The sequence below is a fragment of the Novosphingobium sp. genome (assembly GCF_039595395.1).
GTDB lineage: Bacteria > Pseudomonadota > Alphaproteobacteria > Sphingomonadales > Sphingomonadaceae > Novosphingobium.
Genome location: NZ_JBCNLP010000006.1, coordinates 669,706 through 688,356 on the forward strand (window position 1 = coordinate 669,706; position 18,651 = coordinate 688,356).

Here is an 18,651-nt window from a genome sequence, read left to right on the forward strand (position 1 = left end):
AGGGCCCGGCCATGCGCGAGGCGATGGATTATGATGTGGTGATCGTCGGCGGAGGGCCTGCCGGGCTTTCCGCCGCGATCCGGCTCAAGCAGTTGAACGCCGATCTGACGGTCTGCGTGCTGGAGAAGGGCAGCGAGATCGGGGCGCATATCCTTTCGGGCGCGGTGATTGATCCGCGCGCGCTCGACGAGTTGATCCCCGACTGGCGGACCCGCGATTGTCCGCTGGCCGCCGTGCCGGTGACCGACAATCGCCACTGGTTCCTGACGGGGCGCGGCAAGGTTTCCGTGCCGCACTGGCTGACGCCGGGCTGGATGCACAACAAGGGCACCTACACCGGTTCGCTGGGCAATCTGTGCCGCTGGCTGGGGGTTCAGGCCGAGGACCTGGGGGTGGAAATCTTCCCCGGTTTCCCCGCCGCCGAGGTGCTCTATGATGAGGCTGGCGCGGTGCGCGGCGTGGCCACCGGCGACATGGGCGTGGGCCGTGATGGCCAGCCCAAGGGGGATTATCAGCCCGGTATGGAGCTGCATGCCCGCTACACGCTGTTCGCCGAGGGCGCGCGCGGGCATCTGAGCAAGCAGGTGATCGCCCGCTATGGGTTGGATGCTGAGAGTGCGCCGCAAGTCTATGGGCTGGGGATCAAGGAACTCTGGGATATTGCGCCCGAGAAGCACCGGCCCGGTCTGGTGATCCATACGCAGGGCTGGCCGCTGAGCGATGCCTATGGTGGGGGCTATCTCTATCATCAGGCCGATGGGCAGGTTGCCTTGGGCTTTGTGGTGGGGCTGGGTTATCGCAACCCGCATCTCTCGCCGTTCCAGGAGTTCCAGCGCTGGAAGCAGCACCCCGAGATCCGCGCCTTTCTGGAGGGCGGCAAGCGCGTTTCCTATGGCGCGCGGGTCATCAATGAGGGCGGTTGGCAAAGCGTGCCCAGGCTGGCCTTTCCGGGCGGCGCGCTGGTGGGATGCGCGGCGGGCTTTGTCAATGTGCCCCGCATCAAGGGCAGCCACACCGCGATGAAATCGGGTATGCTGGCTGCCGAGGCGGTGGCGCAGGCGCTGGGCGAGGGGCGCGGCGGCGATGTGCTGGCCGGGTATGAGGCCTCGTTGCGCTCAAGCTGGGTCGCCAGGGAGCTGGCGATGGTGCGCAATGTCCAGCCGCTGATCGCCAAATTCGGCGCGCTGCTGGGCACGGTTCTGGCCGGCGCCGAGATGTGGATGCGCACGCTGGGCATCGGCCTGCCCTATACGCTGGGGCATGAAAGCGACCGCAAACTGTGGCGCAAGGATCAGGCGGCTCCAATCGCTTATCCCGCGCCAGATGGCGTGATCAGCTTCGATCGCCTCTCCTCGGTCTTCGTGTCGAACACCAACCATGAGGAGGATCAGCCGGTGCATCTGCATCTGGCCGATCCGGCGGTTCCGGTCACGCGGAACCTGCCGCTCTATGACGAACCGGCACGGCTCTATTGCCCGGCAGGGGTCTATGAGGTGACCGGGCAGGAGGAGGGCGATCCACGCTTTGTCATCAACGCGCAGAACTGCCTCCACTGCAAGACCTGCGACATCAAGGACCCTGCGGGCAATATCACCTGGGTGACGCCCGAGGGCGGCGGAGGGCCCAACTACCCCAATATGTAATGCGGCATCAGGCCAACAGCAAAAGCCCCGGCATCCATCAGGCGGATGCCGGGGCTTTATCATAATGCCCGCAAGGCCGTTTGGGCCCGGCCTTCCGAAGGAAGCCGGGCCGGGCGGCTTCACTTGAAGGCGAAGCCGAAGGTCACCCCATAGGTCGCGGGCATACCTGCCAGACGGGCCGCGCTGTCGGTCGAGCTGATGACGTTGGTCCAGTAATATTTGTTGAAGATGTTCTTGGCCCAGACCATCACGCGCCAGCCATGGCCGGACTCATAGCCCGCGCGGGCATCGACCGTGGCATAGCCGTTGATGACGAAGGGCCGGGTGACGCCGGATGCCGTCGCCGCATAGCCGACCCCGGCGAGAAACAGCGGGTTGTTGGCCTCGATCCGGCTGGCGGTCAGATTGCCGGCGTTGAAGACCGCATCGGTCTGGGTGCGCGCGGCCACCGTGGTCCCGGCAAAGATCGCGGCATCATTGCCCAGCTCATGCCGCCAGCTCACATCGACGCTGCCCGACCATTTCGGCGTGAAGGGCAGGGGATCGCCCGCGAAATTCTGGTTGGCATTGCCCACCGCATCCACGCCATTGTAGGTCAGCACCCGCGAGTTGAGATAGGTGACGCCGCCGGTGATGGTGACCTCCGGGATCTCGCGCACGGTCAGATCGGCCTCCAGGCCCCAGATGCGCGATTTGGGCACATTCACCTCGGCCTCCAGATCGCCGAAGATCGGGTCGAGCAATTTGCCGCGCACCTGCTTGTTGCGATAATCATAGTAGAAGGCGGCGGAGTTGAGGCTCAGCTTGTGATCGGAGGATTGCAGCTTGGCGCCCACCTCATAGGCGAGCACCGATTCCTGCGTGACGGGCAGCAGCGGCGTCATCGTCGCGGCCGCCAGGCTGGGGAAGCTGCCGCTCTTGTACCCCTTTGATACAGTGCCATAGAACAGCGCGCGCGGCGTCGCCTGGAAGTTGATGCCCGCCTTCCATGAGACATTGCTCTCATTCAGCTTGGCGATGAAGGGCTCACCGGGCACCCCCAGCGGGCCGGGCCCATAGGGCGAAAGCACGGTGATGCCCTTGGCGATCGGCACGTTGATCGCATTGAGCGTGTAGCAGCCCGAGGGCGTGATCGGCGTGAAGCTCTGGCCCGACAGCGAGCCCAGCGCGTTGAACAGCTTGTCGTCATTGCCGCCTGGGATCGTGCTGCCGCAGACATTGGCGGTGTTGTGCGAATCCGTATAGCGAATGCCGCCGATCAGCGTCAGCCGCTCGATCAGCTTGTATTCGGCATTGCCGAAGAGCGCCCAATTGGTGATGCTCTGATGATTGTCCACCGCGCTGGCGTTGATGTACATATTGGCTGCATTGTAGGCGGTGTTGTCGAAGATGCGCAGCAGTTGCTGTTCATCGGTGACGGTGCGCTCGAAATTGCCGCCCACGATCCATTTCAGCGCGCCATGGCCCGAATTGGCCAGGCGCAGCTCCTGGTTGAAGGTGCGGATCATGCCGTCGTTGCGCTGAAGCGTGAAGGTGACGATGTCATTGCCATCCCCGCCCACGCGCTGGCGCTGGTCGAAATGATCGTAGGAGGTCATGCTGGTCAGCGTGATGTCCGGCGTCACATCGATGTCGCCGCGCAGGGCGGCCTGCCAGAAGGTGCGGTTGCTGAACTGGCGGAAATCGGTGGTGGTGGCGGTGCCGGGCTTGGTCGAGCCATCAGCATTGACCACGCCTGTCGCCGGGTCGACCGCCTGATCGACCCAATTGGCCGCGCGGGCATTGGCCGGAGCAAAGGGTGAGGCCAGCAGGCGCGCGATCAGCGCGGGGGAGGCCTTGCTCTGCGGATTGAGCAGGATCAGTTGCTGCGCCTGCGGCTGCGAGGTGTCCTTGTAGCCGTTCACCGACAGTTCGAACCGTGCCGATGCGCTCGGTTTCCAGTCGAGCAGCAGGCGACCGGCGGCGTAGGAGATATGGCCGTTGGTGTCGCTCGGGCGGGTGTAGCTGTACTGCCAGTCGTCCATATGCGAGCCGGTGGCGGCGACGCGGAAGCCCAGCGTGTCGGTCAAAGGCCCGCTGACATAGGCATTGGCGTCGATCGAATTGAAGCGGCCATAGCTGACGTCACCCCCGGCCTGCAGCGATTTCGTGGGCTTGGCGGCGATGTAGTTGATCGCGCCGCCCGTGGCGTTTTCGCCGAACAGCGTGCCTTGTGGGCCTTTCAGCACTTCCACGCGCTCGAGATCGAAGGCGGCATGGCTGGCCATCACCGGAAAGGGCAGCGGCGCCTGATCGACATAGACGCTGACGGCGGGATAGACGCCCAGCGAGCTTTCGTTGAAGCCCACGCCGCGCAGGGTGAAGATTGGCGTGTTGGCATTGGACGCCGCAAAGGACAGGCCCGGCACCACCGAGGCCAGATCCGAAAGCGAGACGATCTTGCGCTCTTTCAACTCATTGCCCGAGACCGCCGTGATCGACAGGCCAACCTTGTTGATGTTTTCCTCGCGCTTGTTGGCGGTGACGATGATGTCCTGAATGCCGGGCTGCGGCGGGGGGGCGGCATCCTCCGCCATGGCGGGGCTCGCCAGCAGGCTGGCGAGCGTGAGGGCGGACAGTCCGGCCAGAAGCCTCATGTGGGTCACGATATTCTCTCCCATTTTTTGAATTTTATTGTGTGTTTGACCCGAGATTGTTCGGGCAAATCTCATGTCATATCTGGCTGTGTCCGAGCCGGGCGGGCCTTCTCCATCAGCTTGCCCACCTGCGGTTCTTCCTGAATAAAATTTCCATATAGGAAAAATTAATTTAAGGTCCGACCATTCAAAAATCGGAAGGATCGTGCCGATTTCGGCTCTCATCCTTTGTCGCCGGGTGATGGGGGCCAAGGCTTCAAAGCCCTGGCCCATGATGGATCGGATCGTCAGTCGCCCAGCAGGGCGGTCACCGTCTTGGTTTCCGTGTAGGCCAAGACGCCTTCCTCACCGACCTCGCGGCCCCAGCCCGATTCCTTCACCCCGCCGAAGGGGGCGGAAGGGTCGTTTATGCCATGAGTGTTGATCCAGACGGTGCCGGCCTGCAGCCTACGGGCCGTCAGATGCGCGCGGGACAGGTCGCGGGTCCAGATGTTGGCGGCCAGGCCATAGCGTGTGTCATTGGCGGCTTTGATCACCTCCTCGGGATCGTCGAAGGGCGTGGCGACCAGCACCGGGCCGAAGATTTCCTCACGCACGATCGAGGCCTGCGGATCGGGGTTGGCAAAGATGGTGGGCTCGACGAAATAGCCCTGATCGGGCCCGGTGCCGCCACCGGTCACCACCTCGGCGCCGCTGGCGCGGCCCTGCGCGATGTAATCCAGCACGCGCTGCTGCTGCGCGCGCGAGACCAGCGGGCCCAGCACCGTATCGGGATCGCGGCCATGGCCCAGCTTGAAGCTTTTGGCCGCCGCCGCCACGCCTTCGACCACCCGGTCGAACACCGAACGCTCGACATAGAGGCGCGAGGCGGCCAGGCACACCTGCCCCGAGTTGAAGAAGATCGCCAGCGCCGCGCCGATCGCCGCCTTGTCCAGATCGGCATCGGCAAAGATCAGCGAGGGCGACTTGCCGCCCAGTTCCAGCGTCACGCGTTTCAGATCATGCGCGGCGGTCTGGACGATCTGCTTGCCCACGCGGGCCGAACCGGTGAAGGCGATCTTGTCGACGCCGGGGTGTTCGACCAGGGCCAGCCCCGCCTCATGCCCGTAACCGGTGACGATGTTGAGCACGCCCTCGGGCAGGCCCGCCTCCAGCGCCAGCTCGCCAAGGCGCAGCGCGGTGAGCGGCGTCACCTCCGAGGGTTTGAGCACGATGGTGCAACCTGCCGCCAGCGCTGTGGCGATCTTCCACGCCGCCATCGCCAGCGGATAGTTCCAGGGCACGATCTGGCCGACCACGCCGATGGGTTCGCGCAGCGAATAGGAGTGATACTGCCGCCCGTCGCCGGAAATCGGGTTCACCTGCCCGCCGATCTTGGAGCACCAGCCCGCCATATAGCGGAAGATGTCCACCGCCGCAGGCACATCCACGGCCAGCGCGTGATGCACCGCCTTGCCATTGTCATAGCTTTCCAGCAGCGCCAGTTCCGCGGCATTGTCCTCGATCTTGCGGGCGATGGTCTCGATGATCCTGGCCCGGTCGAGCGGGCGCATGCGCGACCATGCCGCGCTTTCGAAAGCCTTGCGCGCGGACTTCACCGCCAGATCGATGTCCTCCGCGCCTCCGGCAGGCACATGGGCGAAGATCTGGCCGGTGGCGGGGTCCTCGACGGCGATGCTGCGGCCATCTTGCGCAGCAATGCGCTCGGCGCCGATCAGCATGGTGGTGTCGGGCATGCGCACGGGCGGCACCATGCTGATGGTTTCGGGGGCAAGTGTGTCAGTGGTCATGGCGCTGGCTCCATTGCAAAAAGCGACCGCACCCGCGCGGCGGGCGCGGCCCAGGGGAGAACCGTTATTCAGCGTTTGGTGAAGCGGATGGGCAAGGTCTTGTAACCGCCCACGAAATTGGTCTCGACCATGCGCGGGTCACCGGCCAGTTCGATGCTGCCCAGATGCGGCAGCAGTTCCTCGAACAGCACGCGCATCTCCAGCTTGGCCAGATGCTGGCCCAGGCACATATGCGGGCCAAAGCCGAAAGCGATATGCGGATTGGGTGAGCGGGTGATGTCGAAACGCGTCGGGTCGGCAAACACCTCCTCGTCACGGTTGCCCGAGGGGTAGCACATCATCAGCCGGTCCATGGCGCGGATGGTCTGGCCGCGCACCTGCGTTTCCTCCACGGCGTTGCGCATGAAATGCTTGACCGGGCTGGTCCAGCGGATGGCCTCATCGACCAGCCCCTTCACCAGCGAGGGGGCTTCCTTCAGCTTCGCGAAATTCTCCGGGTAAAGCAGCATGCCGTGCAGGCCTCCCGCCGTGGAGGAGGATGTGGTGTCATGCCCGGCCGTGGCGATGGCCACGTAATAGCCATTGGCCTCGTCGCGCGGGATCGGCGCGCCATTGACCTGCGCATTGGCGATCAGCGAAAGCATGTCGTCGGTGGGATGGGCGCGGCGCTGGGCGCTCAGATCGTCGAAATAGGCGTAGAAGTCCTCCAGCGTTGCGGCCCACATTCTGGCGGCGGCCACCGGATCGGCAACCATCTCGGGGCGCTGTTCCTCGGGATCGTGGACGCCGAAGAACTCCTGAGTCAGTTTCAGCATGCGCGGCTCGTCCTCGGGCGGCACACCGAACAGGGTCATGATGACGCGCAGCGGGTAATGCAGCGCGAAATCGCGGACAAAGTCGCATTCGCCATCGAAACTGAGCAGTTTTTCAACGCTCTGGCGCGCCAGGGCGCGGATTTGGTCTTCCAGCTTGGCGATCCGGCTGGGCATGAACCAGCTCTGCGTGAGGTTGCGATAGGCCGCGTGCTCGGGCGGGTCCATATAAGTCAGCGAGGAGATCAGCCGCAGCGAGCCGCCGTTGATCTGCCGCATAAAGGCGTCCGAGGCGCGATCGTTGAGGATCGGATTGTGATCGGCATTGTGGAACAGTTTGGCGTTCAGCTCGATCGCGCGGATGTCGGCATGTTTGGTGACGATCCAGATCGGATCATAGCCCTCCACCTCGGCCACACCGAGCGGCATGTTCTCGCGCAGCCACTGGAAGGCGGGATAGATGACCTTGTCATCGGTGTAGGATTTGGGCGCGATGACGATCCGGGCGATATCCTCGGGGATCAGCGGGCGCAACCCGGCTTCGAGTGTGGCGGTCATGGGGGTCCTCTCGTCGCAACATCTTATGTTTTGCGTATGAGTTATACGTAATGCTGGACAGGGACCGCCGTCAATTCTAATAAAAGGTCGGACCAAAAGCGGTGAAACTGCGCGAAATGCGCGGATTTCCGTCCGCTATGGCCGATCCGGCCCGTTTTCGCCTGCCGGAATTTGAATAGACCGCATGAAAATGAATAGGAGGATGCCGATGGATGTGACAGCAGCGGTGGTGAGAAAGGCCGGCGATCCTTTCACCCTGGAAAAGCTCAAAATGGGGGCGATACAGGCCGATGAGGTGCTGGTCCGGATCGTCGGGACCGGGCTGTGCCACACCGATCTGGTGGTGCGCGATCAGGTGCTGCCCACGCCTTTGCCGGCCGTGCTGGGGCATGAAGGCGCCGGTGTGATCGAGGCGGTTGGCGCCGATGTCTCCCGGCTGGTGCCGGGCGACCATGTGGTGCTGGGCTTTGCCGCTTGCCGGGTTTGCGATGCCTGCCGGTCCGGCCATCCCTCCTATTGCGCGCAGTTTACCGCGCTCAATTTCGGCGGATGCCGAGCGGATGGCAGCACTTGCCTTCATAATGATACCGGCAAGGTCAGCAGCCATTTCTTCGGCCAGTCCTCCTTTGCCACCCATGCGGTGGTGGCCGCGCAGAATGCGGTGAAGGTGGACAAGGACGTGCCGCTTTCGTTGCTCGGCCCGCTGGGCTGCGGGATCATGACGGGGGCGGGCACGGTGTTCAACGTGCTCGACACGCAGGAGGGGGAGACGGTGCTGGTGATCGGCGGCGGCCCGGTCGGGCTGAGCGCGGTGATGGCGGCCAAGGTGCGCGGCGCCTCGCGCATCGTGCTGGCCGATCCGGTGGCGGCCCGCAGGGCGGCGGCGCTGGATCTGGGGGCGAGCGATGTGATCGATGTGGCCGCCGGCGATATGGCCGAGCAATTGCGCGCCCTGCTGCCTCAGGGCGTGAACGGCGTGCTGGACACCTCTGGCGTGCCAAAGGCGATCGAAGGCGGGGTGGCCTGCCTGGCCACGCGTGGGCGGCTGGCGACGGTGGGAGTGCCGCGCGCGCTGGATGCCACGATCTCGCTCAACATCGTGCAGATGCTCTCGCGCGGGATTTCAGTCTGCGGTGTGACCGAGGGCGATTGCGATCCCCAGACCTTCCTGCCCGAGTTGATCGCGCTCTATCGCGAGGGGCGTTTCCCCTTCGACCGGTTGATCACCACCTATCCGCTGGCGCGGATCAATGAGGCGGTTGCGGCTCAGCATGCCGGGGCCTGCGTGAAAGTGGTGCTGACGATGCCTGAATAAGTCCGGTTGCGCCGCGGCGTCAGGGATCTGTTCTGGCGCCGCGGATTGCTTCGTAATGGCGGAAGAAAGCTTGCTGGCGCAGCAGGCCGAAGAAATCGAGCATCAGCGGCAGGGCGCGTTCGACCATGGTCACCGCCTCGCCGATGTCCACGCGCCCCTCGATGCGCTGCAGAAAGGTGGTGGCTTCCCACCGGCCCACGAAGTCGGCGGCATCGAGATAGAAGCCCAGAATGTCGGGCGTGTAGTTCAGATGGCCATCGAAGCCGCTCTTGCGCATCTCGCCCCAGATCCGCACGAATTGCGCCGAGGAGAGCGACAGCATATCGCCGCCCTCGGTCTCGATGATGTCGAGGATGCCGATGCTGGCGAGGGTGCGGGCATCGGCTTCGGCCTCGGGATAATGTTCGGCCAGCGAGGCGATCGACACCGGCGGCCCATCGGTGCCCGAACGATGAGCGACCAATTGCTCCAGCTTGTCGAGCGCGCTGGCGCCCACGCCGCCCTGCGCGCCATCGCCATCCATCAGGGCACCGATCTGCGCCAGAGTCAGCCGGCTGTCCTGCTGCAACTGGCGGATGGCGAGAATGGCGCTGACATGCTTCTCGCTGTAATCGGCGACATTGCGGCGCGGGCGATCGGGCTCGGGAATGAGCTTGTGGCGCAGATAAACACGGATCGTCTCACGATGAACGCCCGTCCGCGTTTCGAGATCACGCATCTTCATGGCAAGGGTTAGACCATTGCTCTGGCCAATGGGCAACCGAGGTTAGGAAATTTTCCTGTGTCAGCGGGAGGTGGGAGATTGACCGGAGTGGTTCGGCCATCTGATGGACAGCGGCCCTCCGCACGGTCATCACCCGCTTGCACCGTCCACCCATGTCATTTTCCATAATTTGGGCGGCATCGGCTGATCGCCGGAAGGGCCTTTCATCGCCAGCATCAGGGCGCGGGCCAGGTCTTCTCCAATGTCTCTTACCGGCACAGAAAAGCAACTAAGCGGCGGCTGCAGAGCGGCGCAGGCGGCCGTGTGGCGAAAGCCGACGATGGCGATGTCGCGACCGGGTTCCAGCCCGCAGGCGCGCAGGCTGGCATAGGCCCCCACCGCGCCATTCTCGCCCATGACGAAGATCGCGGTTGGCGGGCGATCCAGCGCCAGCATTGCGGTGGTGACCTGCGCGCATTGCTGGGCGCTGTCGGATCCGGCGTAAAGCAGGTCGGGGTCGAAGGGCAGCTTCGCGCCCTGCAGCGCCGCCTTGTAGCGTGCGGTCACCAGATGGCTGAAATTGACCCCGGGGCCGGAGGTGATGAGCGCGATCCGTTCATGACCGGCGGCCAGAAAACGCGCCATGACGGTATCGACCATATCCTCGAAATCGAGATCGATGCTGGGATAGATGCCCGCCGTCTCGCTGCGGCCAAGGGTGATGAAGGGCGTATTTTGCGCCAGCAGCAAGGCGATCCGCGCATCCTGGCTCTGCGTGGCGGCCAGGATCCATCCATCCGCAATGCCGCGTCGCAGATGCCGCTCCAGCACCTCAAGCGGGTTCTGCTCGATTCGCCACAGCAGCACGACCAGTTCCAGCCCGTTCTCGTCCAGCACCGTCTGCACGCCATTGAGGATCGAGAGAAAGAACGGGTCACCATAGGTCATGCTGTCGGGCCCGACCGGCAGCAGGAAGGCCGCCGTTCCGGTGCGCTTGCGGCGCAGCGACTGTCCGGCCTGGTTGGGGGTGTATCCCAGCTTTCCCGCCATTTCGATCACCCGCTTGCGGGTGGCTTCGCTGACATCCTTGCGGCCGTTCAGCGCGCGCGACACCGTGCCGATCGACAGGTTCAGATGCGTGGCGAGTGATCGAATATCCATCTTCCTTCCCTTGCATGCACGGCAGCGATTGCAAGCCTTGACATTACTCCGACTATTCACGACAAGGCCGTAAACGTTTACGGAAAAAAGTGAATGGAGGGGATGACGATGACGGTACGCGCATTCGTGCGGTGGAGTTTGGCTGCTTCCGCCCTGGCCCTGGCCGCCCCCGCGCTGGCGCAGGATGCCACCGGGCTGGACGCGAACGGTCACCTCACCACGACAGGCTTGCCGAGCGCGGATGGCTTTGTCTTTCGCAGGCTGGCCGATGGCGTGCAATTCCGGCGGGGAGGTCTGGCCAAGACCATCCTGTTTTACGGTCCGGACACTGTGCGGGTGAATGCCAATCTCGGCACCAACTATTGGACCGCGCCCAGTCTGGTGGTGACCGCCAAACCGCAGGCAGTGCCTTTCACCATCGCCGAAACCTCAACCACGCTGACCATTGCCAGCGCGGCGCTCACCATCGAGGTCAACAAGGCCACCTCCGCGCTGCGCTTCCTTGATGCGCAGGGCAGGCTCTATACGGAAGAACAGTCGGACAAACCCCAAAGTGTGACCCTGAAGACGATTTCGGGCGCGCCGACCTATGAGGCCACCAACACCTTCCATCTGCGCGACGACGAGGCGCTGTACGGCTTCGGCTTCACCGCTGACGACACCAGCAACCGGCGCGGCAAGGATCTGCTGTTGGTGCAGACCAATATGGGCATCATCATCCCGGTGATGATGTCCTCGCGGCGCTATGGCGTGATGTGGGATGTCTATTCCCAGATGCGCTTCAAGGACGATGCCCAGGGTGCATCGCTCTGGGCGGAAAGCGCGCCGGGCGGGGTCGATTATTATTTTATGGGTGGCAAGACGCCGGATGACGTTGTGGGGGCCTATCGCGCCTTGACGGGGCAGGCGCCGATGTATCCCAAACAGGCCTTCGGTCTGTTCATGAGCAAGGAGCGTTACAAGACGCAGGACCAGATCGTGGATGTGGCGCGCAGCTTTCGCAAGGAAGGCTTCCCGCTCGATTACATCGTGCAGGACTGGCAATATTGGGGCAGCGACAAGGATGGCAGTTGGAGCGGGATGACCTGGGACCCGGTGCGCTATCCCGACCCTGCGGGCATGACGCGCACGCTGCATGGCATGAACCTCAAGCTGATGGTGTCGATCTGGCCGTCGATCGGCAATGATACGGCATTGGCCCATGAACTCGATGCGCAAGGGCTGCGCTTTGCCCCGCTGCACTGGATTTCCAAACATGCCCGCGTCTATGACGCCTACAGCCCGCTGGGCCGACAGATCTACTTCAAGCACATCAAGTCCGGCCTGCTGGACAAAGGCGTCGATGCGCTATGGATGGACGGCACCGAGGTGGAGGTGAGCAGCGCGATGTGGGACGCGCAGGACAACATCCGCGACACCAAGGCGTTGGGCAGGAACGCGCTGGGCGATTTCACGCGTTATTTGAACCCCTATTCGCTGCTGACCACGCAAGGCACCTATGATGGCGAACGCGCCACCTCCAACCGGCGGGTCTTCACGCTCACCCGCTCGGCCTGGGCCGGGGCGCAGCGCACCGCCGCCGCCTCGTGGAGCGGGGACATTTATGCCAGCTGGAAGGTCTTCAAGCAGCAGATCGCGGGTGGTGTCGATGTGACCGTGACGGGCAATCCCTATTGGACCCAGGACACCGGCGGCTTTTTCGTGTCGGAGTTTCCCGGTGGCGAGCAGAACCCGGCCTGGCGGGAGCTGTTCGCGCGCTGGCTGCAATATGCCGCCTTCAACCCGCTGATGCGCATCCATGGCACCGATGTCGAGCGTGAGCCCTATCGCTTCAAAACGCTTGATCCGCAGGTCTATGCCTCGCTGCTGGGCAGCGTCAATCTGCGCTATCGCCTGCTGCCCTACACCTATGGGCTGAGTTGGAAGGTGACCTCCGCGGGCTACACGCTGATGCGCCCCCTGATGATGGATTTCCCCGAGGATCGCGCCACCGATACCATCGATGACAGCTTCATGTTCGGCCCCTCGTTTCTGGTCCATCCTGTCACCCGGCCGATGTATCATCGGCAGGCCCCTCCGGCGGTGACGATACCAGCGAATGCCCTGCGCACACCCGATGGGCAGCCCGGGCTGGCCCTTCAGTATTTTGCGGGCCAATCCTTCGAGAAACCGGTCAGCACCATGATCGACACCAAAATCGACCATATGTGGCCTGCGCCGCCGCTGGCCGACATGCCGGCAGGCCTGGCCAGCCTCGATCACTTTTCAGCGCGCTGGACAGGCATGCTCACCGCTCCTGAAGATGGCACCTATGAGATCGGCGTCGAGGGTGACGATGGCTATCGCCTGATGCTGGCCGGCAAGACCGTGGTCGACGAATGGAAATCGGGCGAGGCCCGCTATCGCGGCGCCGAGGTCGCGCTCCGGAAGGGGCAGACCATCCCCATCGCCATCGAGTATTATCAGGGCGATGGCGCGCGCAAGTTGCGTTTGGCGTGGCGTCTGCCGAGCGAGCGCGAGGCTGCCGCCAGATTGGCGCAGGCCGCGCAGGATCTTTCCGTTACCACTTATCTGCCTCAGGGCGCCGGATGGTATGATTTCTGGACGAACGAGCATTACGCCGGTGGCCAGCGTGTCACGCGGCAGGCTCCCCTCGATATTCTGCCGCTTTATGTGCGGGCCGGATCGATCGTGCCCATGGGGCCGGTGCAGCATTATGCGACCGAATTGCCCAAGGCGCCCTATGAAATCCGCATCTATTCCGGCGCCGACGCGCGTTTCACCATCTATGAGGACGACAACGAGACATACGACTATGAAAAGGGCCAATATGCCACCTATGATCTGGTGTGGAACGACCGTGCCCGCAGTCTGACCATCAGTGGGCGCAAGGGCTCTTTCCCCCGCCTTGTCCAGCAGCGGCGGCTCGATCTGGTGCTGATGACCCCGCGCAACGCCACTGGTGCAGCGCCGGCCGTGGCCAAGAGGATGGTGAACTATACCGGGGCGGCCACCACCGTGTCGTTTGGTCGGTAAGGAGGCGATGAAGGGAATTAAGCTGAACAGTACATTCTTGCGGGGCGCTCACAGATGGTTGTCCGGAGCGGCAGGTTTCAAACTTCGTCCTTTCTGCTGCCGACCTTCGTTCATTTTCAATTCCTGACACATTGCGCTTGACCCTTGGCGCCCCCGCGCTTCACATTTCCGCTGTCGAAGGTTCTCCAGTCGTTTCGGCGCGCTGGAGCGAAGATCGGAAGCCGGTGCGATGCCGGCGCTGCCCCCGCAACTGTAAGCGGCGAGCGGGCGATCCACGCATGCCACTGGTGGGCGCAACCACCGGGAAGGCCGGATCGTCCGCATTGACCCGCGAGCCAGGAGACCTGCCCGCGACGCCATAACGTTCCTCCGGCGGGGTGTCCGGGCGATCGCTCTCGTGCCATGCCGGGTGACCGGCGTGGCCGCTTGCGTTCGTCTGTCTCTGCCTTTGAAACAGGTGAAGACGATGACAAGAGCAACAGTCCAGACAATAACAAATGCGACCAGCATCCAACTGATTGACATGGTGTTCCCCACGGACACCAACCACCATGGTACGCTCTTTGGCGGCGTGGCGCTGGCGCATATGGACAAGGTCGCGTTTCTGGCGGCGACGCGCCATGGGCGTGTGCCTTTCGTAACCGCGCGCAGCGAGCAGATTGATTTCGAGGCACCGGCGAGCGCGGGCGAGATGGTTGAGGCGACCGGGCGCGTCGTGCGGGTCGGTAACAGTTCGCTTGATGTCGAGGTTGAGCTGGTCGCGGAGGCGACGGTCAGCGGAGAGAGGCGGCGTTGCACGCGTGGTCGCTTCACCATGGTGGCCGTCAAAGGCCCTGATGTTCGCCTGCCGCTTCCTCCATTTTATGCCGGTCAGCAGGTCGAAGAGGATGGTGTCCTGCGGATGGCGGAAATCATCTTTCCCGAGCAAACCAACCACTATGGCACGTTTTATGGTGGCGACGGGCTCAAGATGCTGGGCAAGGCCGCGTTTATCGCGGCGACGCGGCATACGCGGCGGAATATCGTTATGGCCTCGTCAGAGCGGGTCGATTTCCGCTCCGCGGTCGGGCTGGGCGATATGGTGGAACTGGTCTCGCGCATTGTGCGGACCGGGTGCAGTTCCGTCACTGTGGAAGTCGAGTTGTGGTCGGAGAGGCTGCTGACAGGGCAGCGCCGTCATGCTGCAACGGCGCGCTTCGTGATGGTGGCGGTCGATGAGCAAGGGCGCCCTACGCCGATCCTGTCCGCGCTGGAGGTTTAAAGCATGTAGCGATGGGGCGCTCCGTTCTAGTTCACCCTGACGGGAGGCAGGCAATATCGGCCTGCCTCCCGTCAGGGAGCTGCTTTGCCACACCAGATGTTCCGCAAACGGGTTTGGCAGAGAAGAGCGTTCTAACTGGCTGCTAGGCCGAGAGTTCTTTGCGCACGATCTCCGCGCCCGCACTCAAGGCATTCAGCTTGCCGCTGGCGACCTGACGAGGCAGGGGAGCCATGCCGCAGTTGGTCGACGGGTAGAGTTTGTCGGCATCGACAAACTGCAGCGCTTTGCGCAGCGTAGCGGCCACTTCTTCCGGCGTCTCAACGGTATGATTCGCCACATCAATGGCGCCAACCATCACTTTCTTGCCGCGAATCAGTTCAAGCAGATCCATCGGGACGTGCGAGTTATGGCACTCCAGCGAGATAATATCGATGGTGGACGTTTGCAGCTTGGGGAACGCCTCTTCATATTGCCGCCACTCCGAGCCCAGCGTCTTCTTCCAGTCGGTGTTGGCCTTGATGCCGTAGCCATAGCAGATATGCACCGCCGTTTCGCACTTCAGCCCCTCAACGGCCCTCTCCAGGGCGGCGATGCCCCAGTCATTCACCTCGTCAAAGAACACGTTAAATGCGGGCTCATCAAACTGGATAATGTCGACGCCGGCGGCCTCGAGCTCTTTGGCTTCCTGGTTGAGGATCTTGGCGAATTCCCAGGCCAGCTTTTCGCGGCTTTTATAGTGGTCATCATAGAGCGTGTCGATCATGGTCATCGGCCCCGGCAGGGCCCATTTGATCGGCTGCTTGGTCAGCTGGCGTAAAAATTTGGCGTCTTCAACGAAAACGGGCTTTTGGCGCGCGACCGCCCCCACGACGGTTGGCACGCTCGCCTCATAGCGATTGCGAATTTTAACCACTTCGCGTTTCTCGAAATCGACGCCGCTGAGGTGCTCGATAAACGTCGTGACGAAGTGCTGGCGCGTTTGCTCGCCATCGCTGACGATATCGATGCCGGCCTGTTGTTGCTCTGCCAGCGACAAACGCAAGGCGTCCTGTTTCCCTTCGATTAATTCTTCATTCTGCAATTTCCAGGGCGACCACAGGGTTTCCGGTTGGGCCAGCCAGGAAGGTTTAGGCAAGCTGCCGGCGGTCGACGTAGGGAGCAATATTTTCATAATAGATGACCTGTATTTGAGTGAATCAAAGCGCGTAGTGAGCAGACCATTGCTCAAGAATGGGCTTGTAGGGCTTGATAAATTGCTCTTCCGTAAATTTCCCCTGCTCAATCGCTAACTGGCTACGCTCTTCGCGATCGTAAACAATCTTGGTTAATGAATGATCCTGGTTATTCAGGCTTGGCTGATAGTATTGCCCCGCCGCCGAGTTGGCGTTGTAAATTTCAGGTCGATAGATTTTCTGGAAGGTCTCCATCGTGCTGATGGTGCCGATCAGTTCCAGATCGGTGTAATCGCTCAGCAAATCCCCGGGGAAATAAAACGCCAGGGGCGCAACGCTATTTTTCGGCATGAAGTAGCGCACCTGCAGGCCCATTTTTTTAAAATACCGGTCGGTCAGCGAAGCGCCGTCTTGCCGATATTCGTCGCCCAACACCGGATGTTGATTGCCCGTCCGATGATAGGTGTCTTTGCTGGACACGCTGAGGCAGATCACCGGCGGTTTGCTGAAATTCTCATGGTATGCGTTTGAATTGACGAAGTGCTTAAAGATATTGCCGTGCAAATCGCCGAAATCATCCGGAATGTTGAATTCCGCCGTGTTTTTATTGTGCGCCGGCAGCAAGACGCTAAAGTCGTAATCGCGCACGTAAGACGAGAAGTTATTCCCGACGATGCCCTCAAGACGCTTTTGCGTTTTTTTATCAATGATGTTGGTTTTCAGGATTTCAATCACCGGGAAGCTGGCCCCCTGATCTTCAACGCGCATCTCAACCGAAATGATTTCAAGCTCAACCGAATAGCGGTCGGCCTTGGGGTTATCCCAATGCGCCAACGAATTGAAGCGATTGTTAATCATCACCAGCGTGTTGCGCAGGTTCTCCCGGCGGTTTTCCCCTCTGGCCAAATTGGCGAAGTTGGTGGTGATACGCGTACTTTCAGAGGGGTTATAATCTTCATCCAAGCGCAGGCTCTTGATGGTGAAGTTGAAATCCAGCGCGGGCTGGGCGTGTGCGACAGGCATGCGACATCTCCTTCGGACCAGCAGGTTGGCTGGCCCGTCATGACGGTTCGGGATGATGGATGGGTGGGCGCGCGCCGCGTCAGGCGGGGATGAACACCGTTAACACGACGCGCCGACGCATTCGCGCATGGCTTGCCGGGGGGAAACAGGACTGGAAACATCGGCCGATCACCTGCTTTGCCGGGCGGAGGGGCCGAAGGAAGAACGCGCCAGCATAAGCGTCGCCGCAGGGCATAGACCTCCGGCGCGTGCGACAAGCGCGATCCACCGGAGGAACCCCCGTCCGAGGAACGTTATGGCGCCGAAGGCAGGTCTCCTGGCTTGCGGGTCATCACGGTGGTTCCGGCCTTCCCGAGCGCTTTTGCAAGGCTCAGTGACACGAAATGGAACCACCGTTCGCCGCTTACAGTTGCGGGGGCAGCGCCGGACTCTGCCCTTTCGGGCACCACCGGCTTCCCGTCTTAGCCCCACCGCGCGGACCCTTGTGGAATCTGGGATGGGGAACCTTGACAGGATGCAGAGACACCATCTCAGCCAAGCTGTCAAGTATCATATAAAGAAATCTTTATATGTGGTTATCTAGGCCAGCGTTCACAGCGATCCGCTCAGCTTTGAAAGAGACAGGTCATTTTTTGTACTTAAGATTTGCAGCTCTTTGATGGGGTGCAGCCATTGTAGTTAATTGTCTGCCGCTGAGCCTATGACTGCTTTCAGCGCCTGGCATCGCCGCCCTGAATGGCGGTTTTGTCAGCGTTTCCAGCGAAGACCGGACGGCGCGGAGCCGGCAGAGCAAGGCTTGGTTAACCGCCGTAGCTTCCAGTCAGACCAATAAACGGACTGCACATCCGCCAATTTTCAGCAAATCCGAAGTTGTGGCTCCGCTGCTAGCCTGCAACGACATTCCCTCAAGCAAGGTATTCAATCCGCTGGCAAGGGCATCGACATCTGCATCGGCCGGGAGCTGGCCATCGCTCACGCCTCGCGTCAATCGATCGCGGAACGCCTGCTCCGTCTGCTTGCGCAGCGCCTTGAGCGCGTCAGCGACATCAGCTGCATCGTCGGGAATGTTCACCGCTGCCGTCACGACCAAGCATCCGCACGGCACGTCCTGCAGCGTCAGAATACGCGCGGCTGAGGCGAAGAAGCTCGATATGGCCAACCTGACATCTGGCTCGGCAGCCATCTCGTCGCGGTTCTGGTCCCAGTAGGTCCGCTCGTAATGGTCCACTGCGGCCATGAAGAGCTGCGCCTTGTTGCCGAACTCCCCGTATAGGCTGGGCGGGTTGATCCCCATGGCAGCACAAAGCTGAGCGATCGACGCCGGCGCGAAGCCATGGCGCCAGAACACGCCAAGCGCTTTCTCGAGCGCGGCCTCGCGATCAAAACGGGCCTTACCCTTGCTGCGGTGGAGCGCGATTTTCGCTTCGGTCTGCATGATGCTCCCTTGGTCCTCGCCATTTTTTGATCGCGAGGGGTTGACTGTTTGTATCGATCACTACAAATGAGGGGTTGTAGCGTTCATTACAAATAGACTCGTGCAG

12 protein-coding genes and 2 riboswitches are annotated in these 18,651 nt (G+C 62.1%); of the genes, 4 read left to right on the plus strand and 8 right to left on the minus strand.

The features are described from left to right. The first annotated feature begins 11 nt into the window (after positions 1–11). Positions 12–1,643 (plus strand): electron transfer flavoprotein-ubiquinone oxidoreductase, encoded by a 1,632-nt coding sequence (locus tag ABDW49_RS22975; RefSeq protein WP_343615569.1) that lies wholly within the window; start codon positions 12–14, stop codon positions 1,641–1,643. Positions 1,644–1,762: 119 nt separating this feature from the next. Here ABDW49_RS22975 and ABDW49_RS22980 read toward each other — a convergent pair whose 3' ends face one another. From ABDW49_RS22980 to ABDW49_RS22990, 3 genes are all read right to left on the minus strand, one after another. Next, a complete protein-coding gene (locus ABDW49_RS22980) occupies positions 1,763–4,279 on the minus strand; it encodes a TonB-dependent receptor (RefSeq protein ID WP_343617368.1) in 2,517 nt (838 codons plus the stop codon). Between the two features lie 287 nt (positions 4,280–4,566). Continuing rightward, positions 4,567–6,069, minus strand: coding sequence for an aldehyde dehydrogenase family protein (locus ABDW49_RS22985; protein ID WP_343615571.1), 1,503 nt, complete (start codon positions 6,067–6,069; stop codon positions 4,567–4,569). A 68-nt stretch (positions 6,070–6,137) separates the two neighbouring features. Beyond that, positions 6,138–7,439: a cytochrome P450 gene (locus ABDW49_RS22990; protein WP_343615573.1), complete on the minus strand. Its 1,302-nt coding sequence runs from the start codon at positions 7,437–7,439 to the stop codon at positions 6,138–6,140. Positions 7,440–7,647: 208 nt separating this feature from the next. Here ABDW49_RS22990 and ABDW49_RS22995 point away from each other — a divergent pair, with 208 nt between their 5' ends. Then, positions 7,648–8,754: an NAD(P)-dependent alcohol dehydrogenase gene (locus tag ABDW49_RS22995; RefSeq protein ID WP_343615574.1), complete on the plus strand. Its 1,107-nt coding sequence runs from the start codon at positions 7,648–7,650 to the stop codon at positions 8,752–8,754. 19 nt (positions 8,755–8,773) lie between these two features. Here ABDW49_RS22995 and ABDW49_RS23000 read toward each other — a convergent pair whose 3' ends face one another. Together ABDW49_RS23000 and ABDW49_RS23005 are read right to left on the minus strand one after the other, a co-directional pair. Beyond that, positions 8,774–9,478, minus strand: a complete 705-nt coding sequence (locus tag ABDW49_RS23000) for a MerR family transcriptional regulator (protein ID WP_343615575.1) — start codon at positions 9,476–9,478, stop codon at positions 8,774–8,776. Positions 9,479–9,607: 129 nt separating this feature from the next. Next, positions 9,608–10,618, minus strand: a complete 1,011-nt coding sequence (locus tag ABDW49_RS23005) for a LacI family DNA-binding transcriptional regulator (protein WP_343615576.1) — start codon at positions 10,616–10,618, stop codon at positions 9,608–9,610. Between the two features lie 108 nt (positions 10,619–10,726). On the opposite strand from ABDW49_RS23005, the gene ABDW49_RS23010 reads away from it, so the two are divergent. Both ABDW49_RS23010 and ABDW49_RS23015 read left to right on the plus strand, forming a co-directional pair. Beyond that, complete coding sequence (locus tag ABDW49_RS23010) at positions 10,727–13,654, plus strand: TIM-barrel domain-containing protein (protein WP_343615579.1); 2,928 nt, start codon at positions 10,727–10,729, stop codon at positions 13,652–13,654. A 161-nt stretch (positions 13,655–13,815) separates the two neighbouring features. Then, positions 13,816–14,021, plus strand: a riboswitch (cobalamin riboswitch). Between the two features lie 42 nt (positions 14,022–14,063). After that, entirely contained in the window at positions 14,064–14,915 is an 852-nt protein-coding gene (locus ABDW49_RS23015; RefSeq protein ID WP_343615581.1) for a hotdog domain-containing protein, read from the plus strand. Positions 14,916–15,057: 142 nt separating this feature from the next. Here ABDW49_RS23015 and ABDW49_RS23020 read toward each other — a convergent pair whose 3' ends face one another. The 3 genes from ABDW49_RS23020 to ABDW49_RS23030 all read right to left on the minus strand — a co-directional run bounded on the left by ABDW49_RS23020 (position 15,058) and on the right by ABDW49_RS23030 (position 18,545). Next, the gene (locus ABDW49_RS23020) at positions 15,058–16,086 is read right to left on the minus strand and encodes a methionine synthase (RefSeq protein WP_343615583.1); all 1,029 of its coding nucleotides are present in this window, start codon (positions 16,084–16,086) and stop codon (positions 15,058–15,060) included. 25 nt (positions 16,087–16,111) lie between these two features. Continuing rightward, positions 16,112–17,110, minus strand: a complete 999-nt coding sequence (locus ABDW49_RS23025; protein ID WP_343615584.1) for a DUF1852 domain-containing protein — start codon at positions 17,108–17,110, stop codon at positions 16,112–16,114. Between the two features lie 288 nt (positions 17,111–17,398). Next, positions 17,399–17,634: riboswitch (cobalamin riboswitch) on the minus strand. A 296-nt stretch (positions 17,635–17,930) separates the two neighbouring features. Continuing rightward, positions 17,931–18,545 carry a TetR/AcrR family transcriptional regulator gene (locus ABDW49_RS23030; protein WP_343615586.1) on the minus strand — a complete coding sequence of 205 codons (615 nt, stop codon included), beginning with the start codon at positions 18,543–18,545 and terminating at the stop codon, positions 17,931–17,933. Between the last annotated feature and the right edge of the window lie 106 nt (positions 18,546–18,651).

What these genes read in the sequence shown, in the direction of transcription:
- ABDW49_RS23010 (WP_343615579.1), top strand. Translation starts at nt 10,727, where the DNA reads ATGACGGTACGCGCATTCGTGCGGTGGAGTTTGGCTGCTTCCGCCCTG.
- ABDW49_RS23000 (WP_343615575.1), bottom strand. Translation starts at nt 9,478, where the DNA reads ATGAAGATGCGTGATCTCGAAACGCGGACGGGCGTTCATCGTGAGACG.
- ABDW49_RS22985 (WP_343615571.1), bottom strand. Translation starts at nt 6,069, where the DNA reads ATGACCACTGACACACTTGCCCCCGAAACCATCAGCATGGTGCCGCCC.
- ABDW49_RS23030 (WP_343615586.1), bottom strand. Translation starts at nt 18,545, where the DNA reads ATGCAGACCGAAGCGAAAATCGCGCTCCACCGCAGCAAGGGTAAGGCC.
- ABDW49_RS22975 (WP_343615569.1), top strand. Translation starts at nt 12, where the DNA reads ATGCGCGAGGCGATGGATTATGATGTGGTGATCGTCGGCGGAGGGCCT.
- ABDW49_RS22995 (WP_343615574.1), top strand. Translation starts at nt 7,648, where the DNA reads ATGGATGTGACAGCAGCGGTGGTGAGAAAGGCCGGCGATCCTTTCACC.
- ABDW49_RS23020 (WP_343615583.1), bottom strand. Translation starts at nt 16,086, where the DNA reads ATGAAAATATTGCTCCCTACGTCGACCGCCGGCAGCTTGCCTAAACCT.
- ABDW49_RS23025 (WP_343615584.1), bottom strand. Translation starts at nt 17,110, where the DNA reads ATGCCTGTCGCACACGCCCAGCCCGCGCTGGATTTCAACTTCACCATC.
- ABDW49_RS22990 (WP_343615573.1), bottom strand. Translation starts at nt 7,439, where the DNA reads ATGACCGCCACACTCGAAGCCGGGTTGCGCCCGCTGATCCCCGAGGAT.
- ABDW49_RS22980 (WP_343617368.1), bottom strand. Translation starts at nt 4,279, where the DNA reads ATGAGGCTTCTGGCCGGACTGTCCGCCCTCACGCTCGCCAGCCTGCTG.
- ABDW49_RS23005 (WP_343615576.1), bottom strand. Translation starts at nt 10,618, where the DNA reads ATGGATATTCGATCACTCGCCACGCATCTGAACCTGTCGATCGGCACG.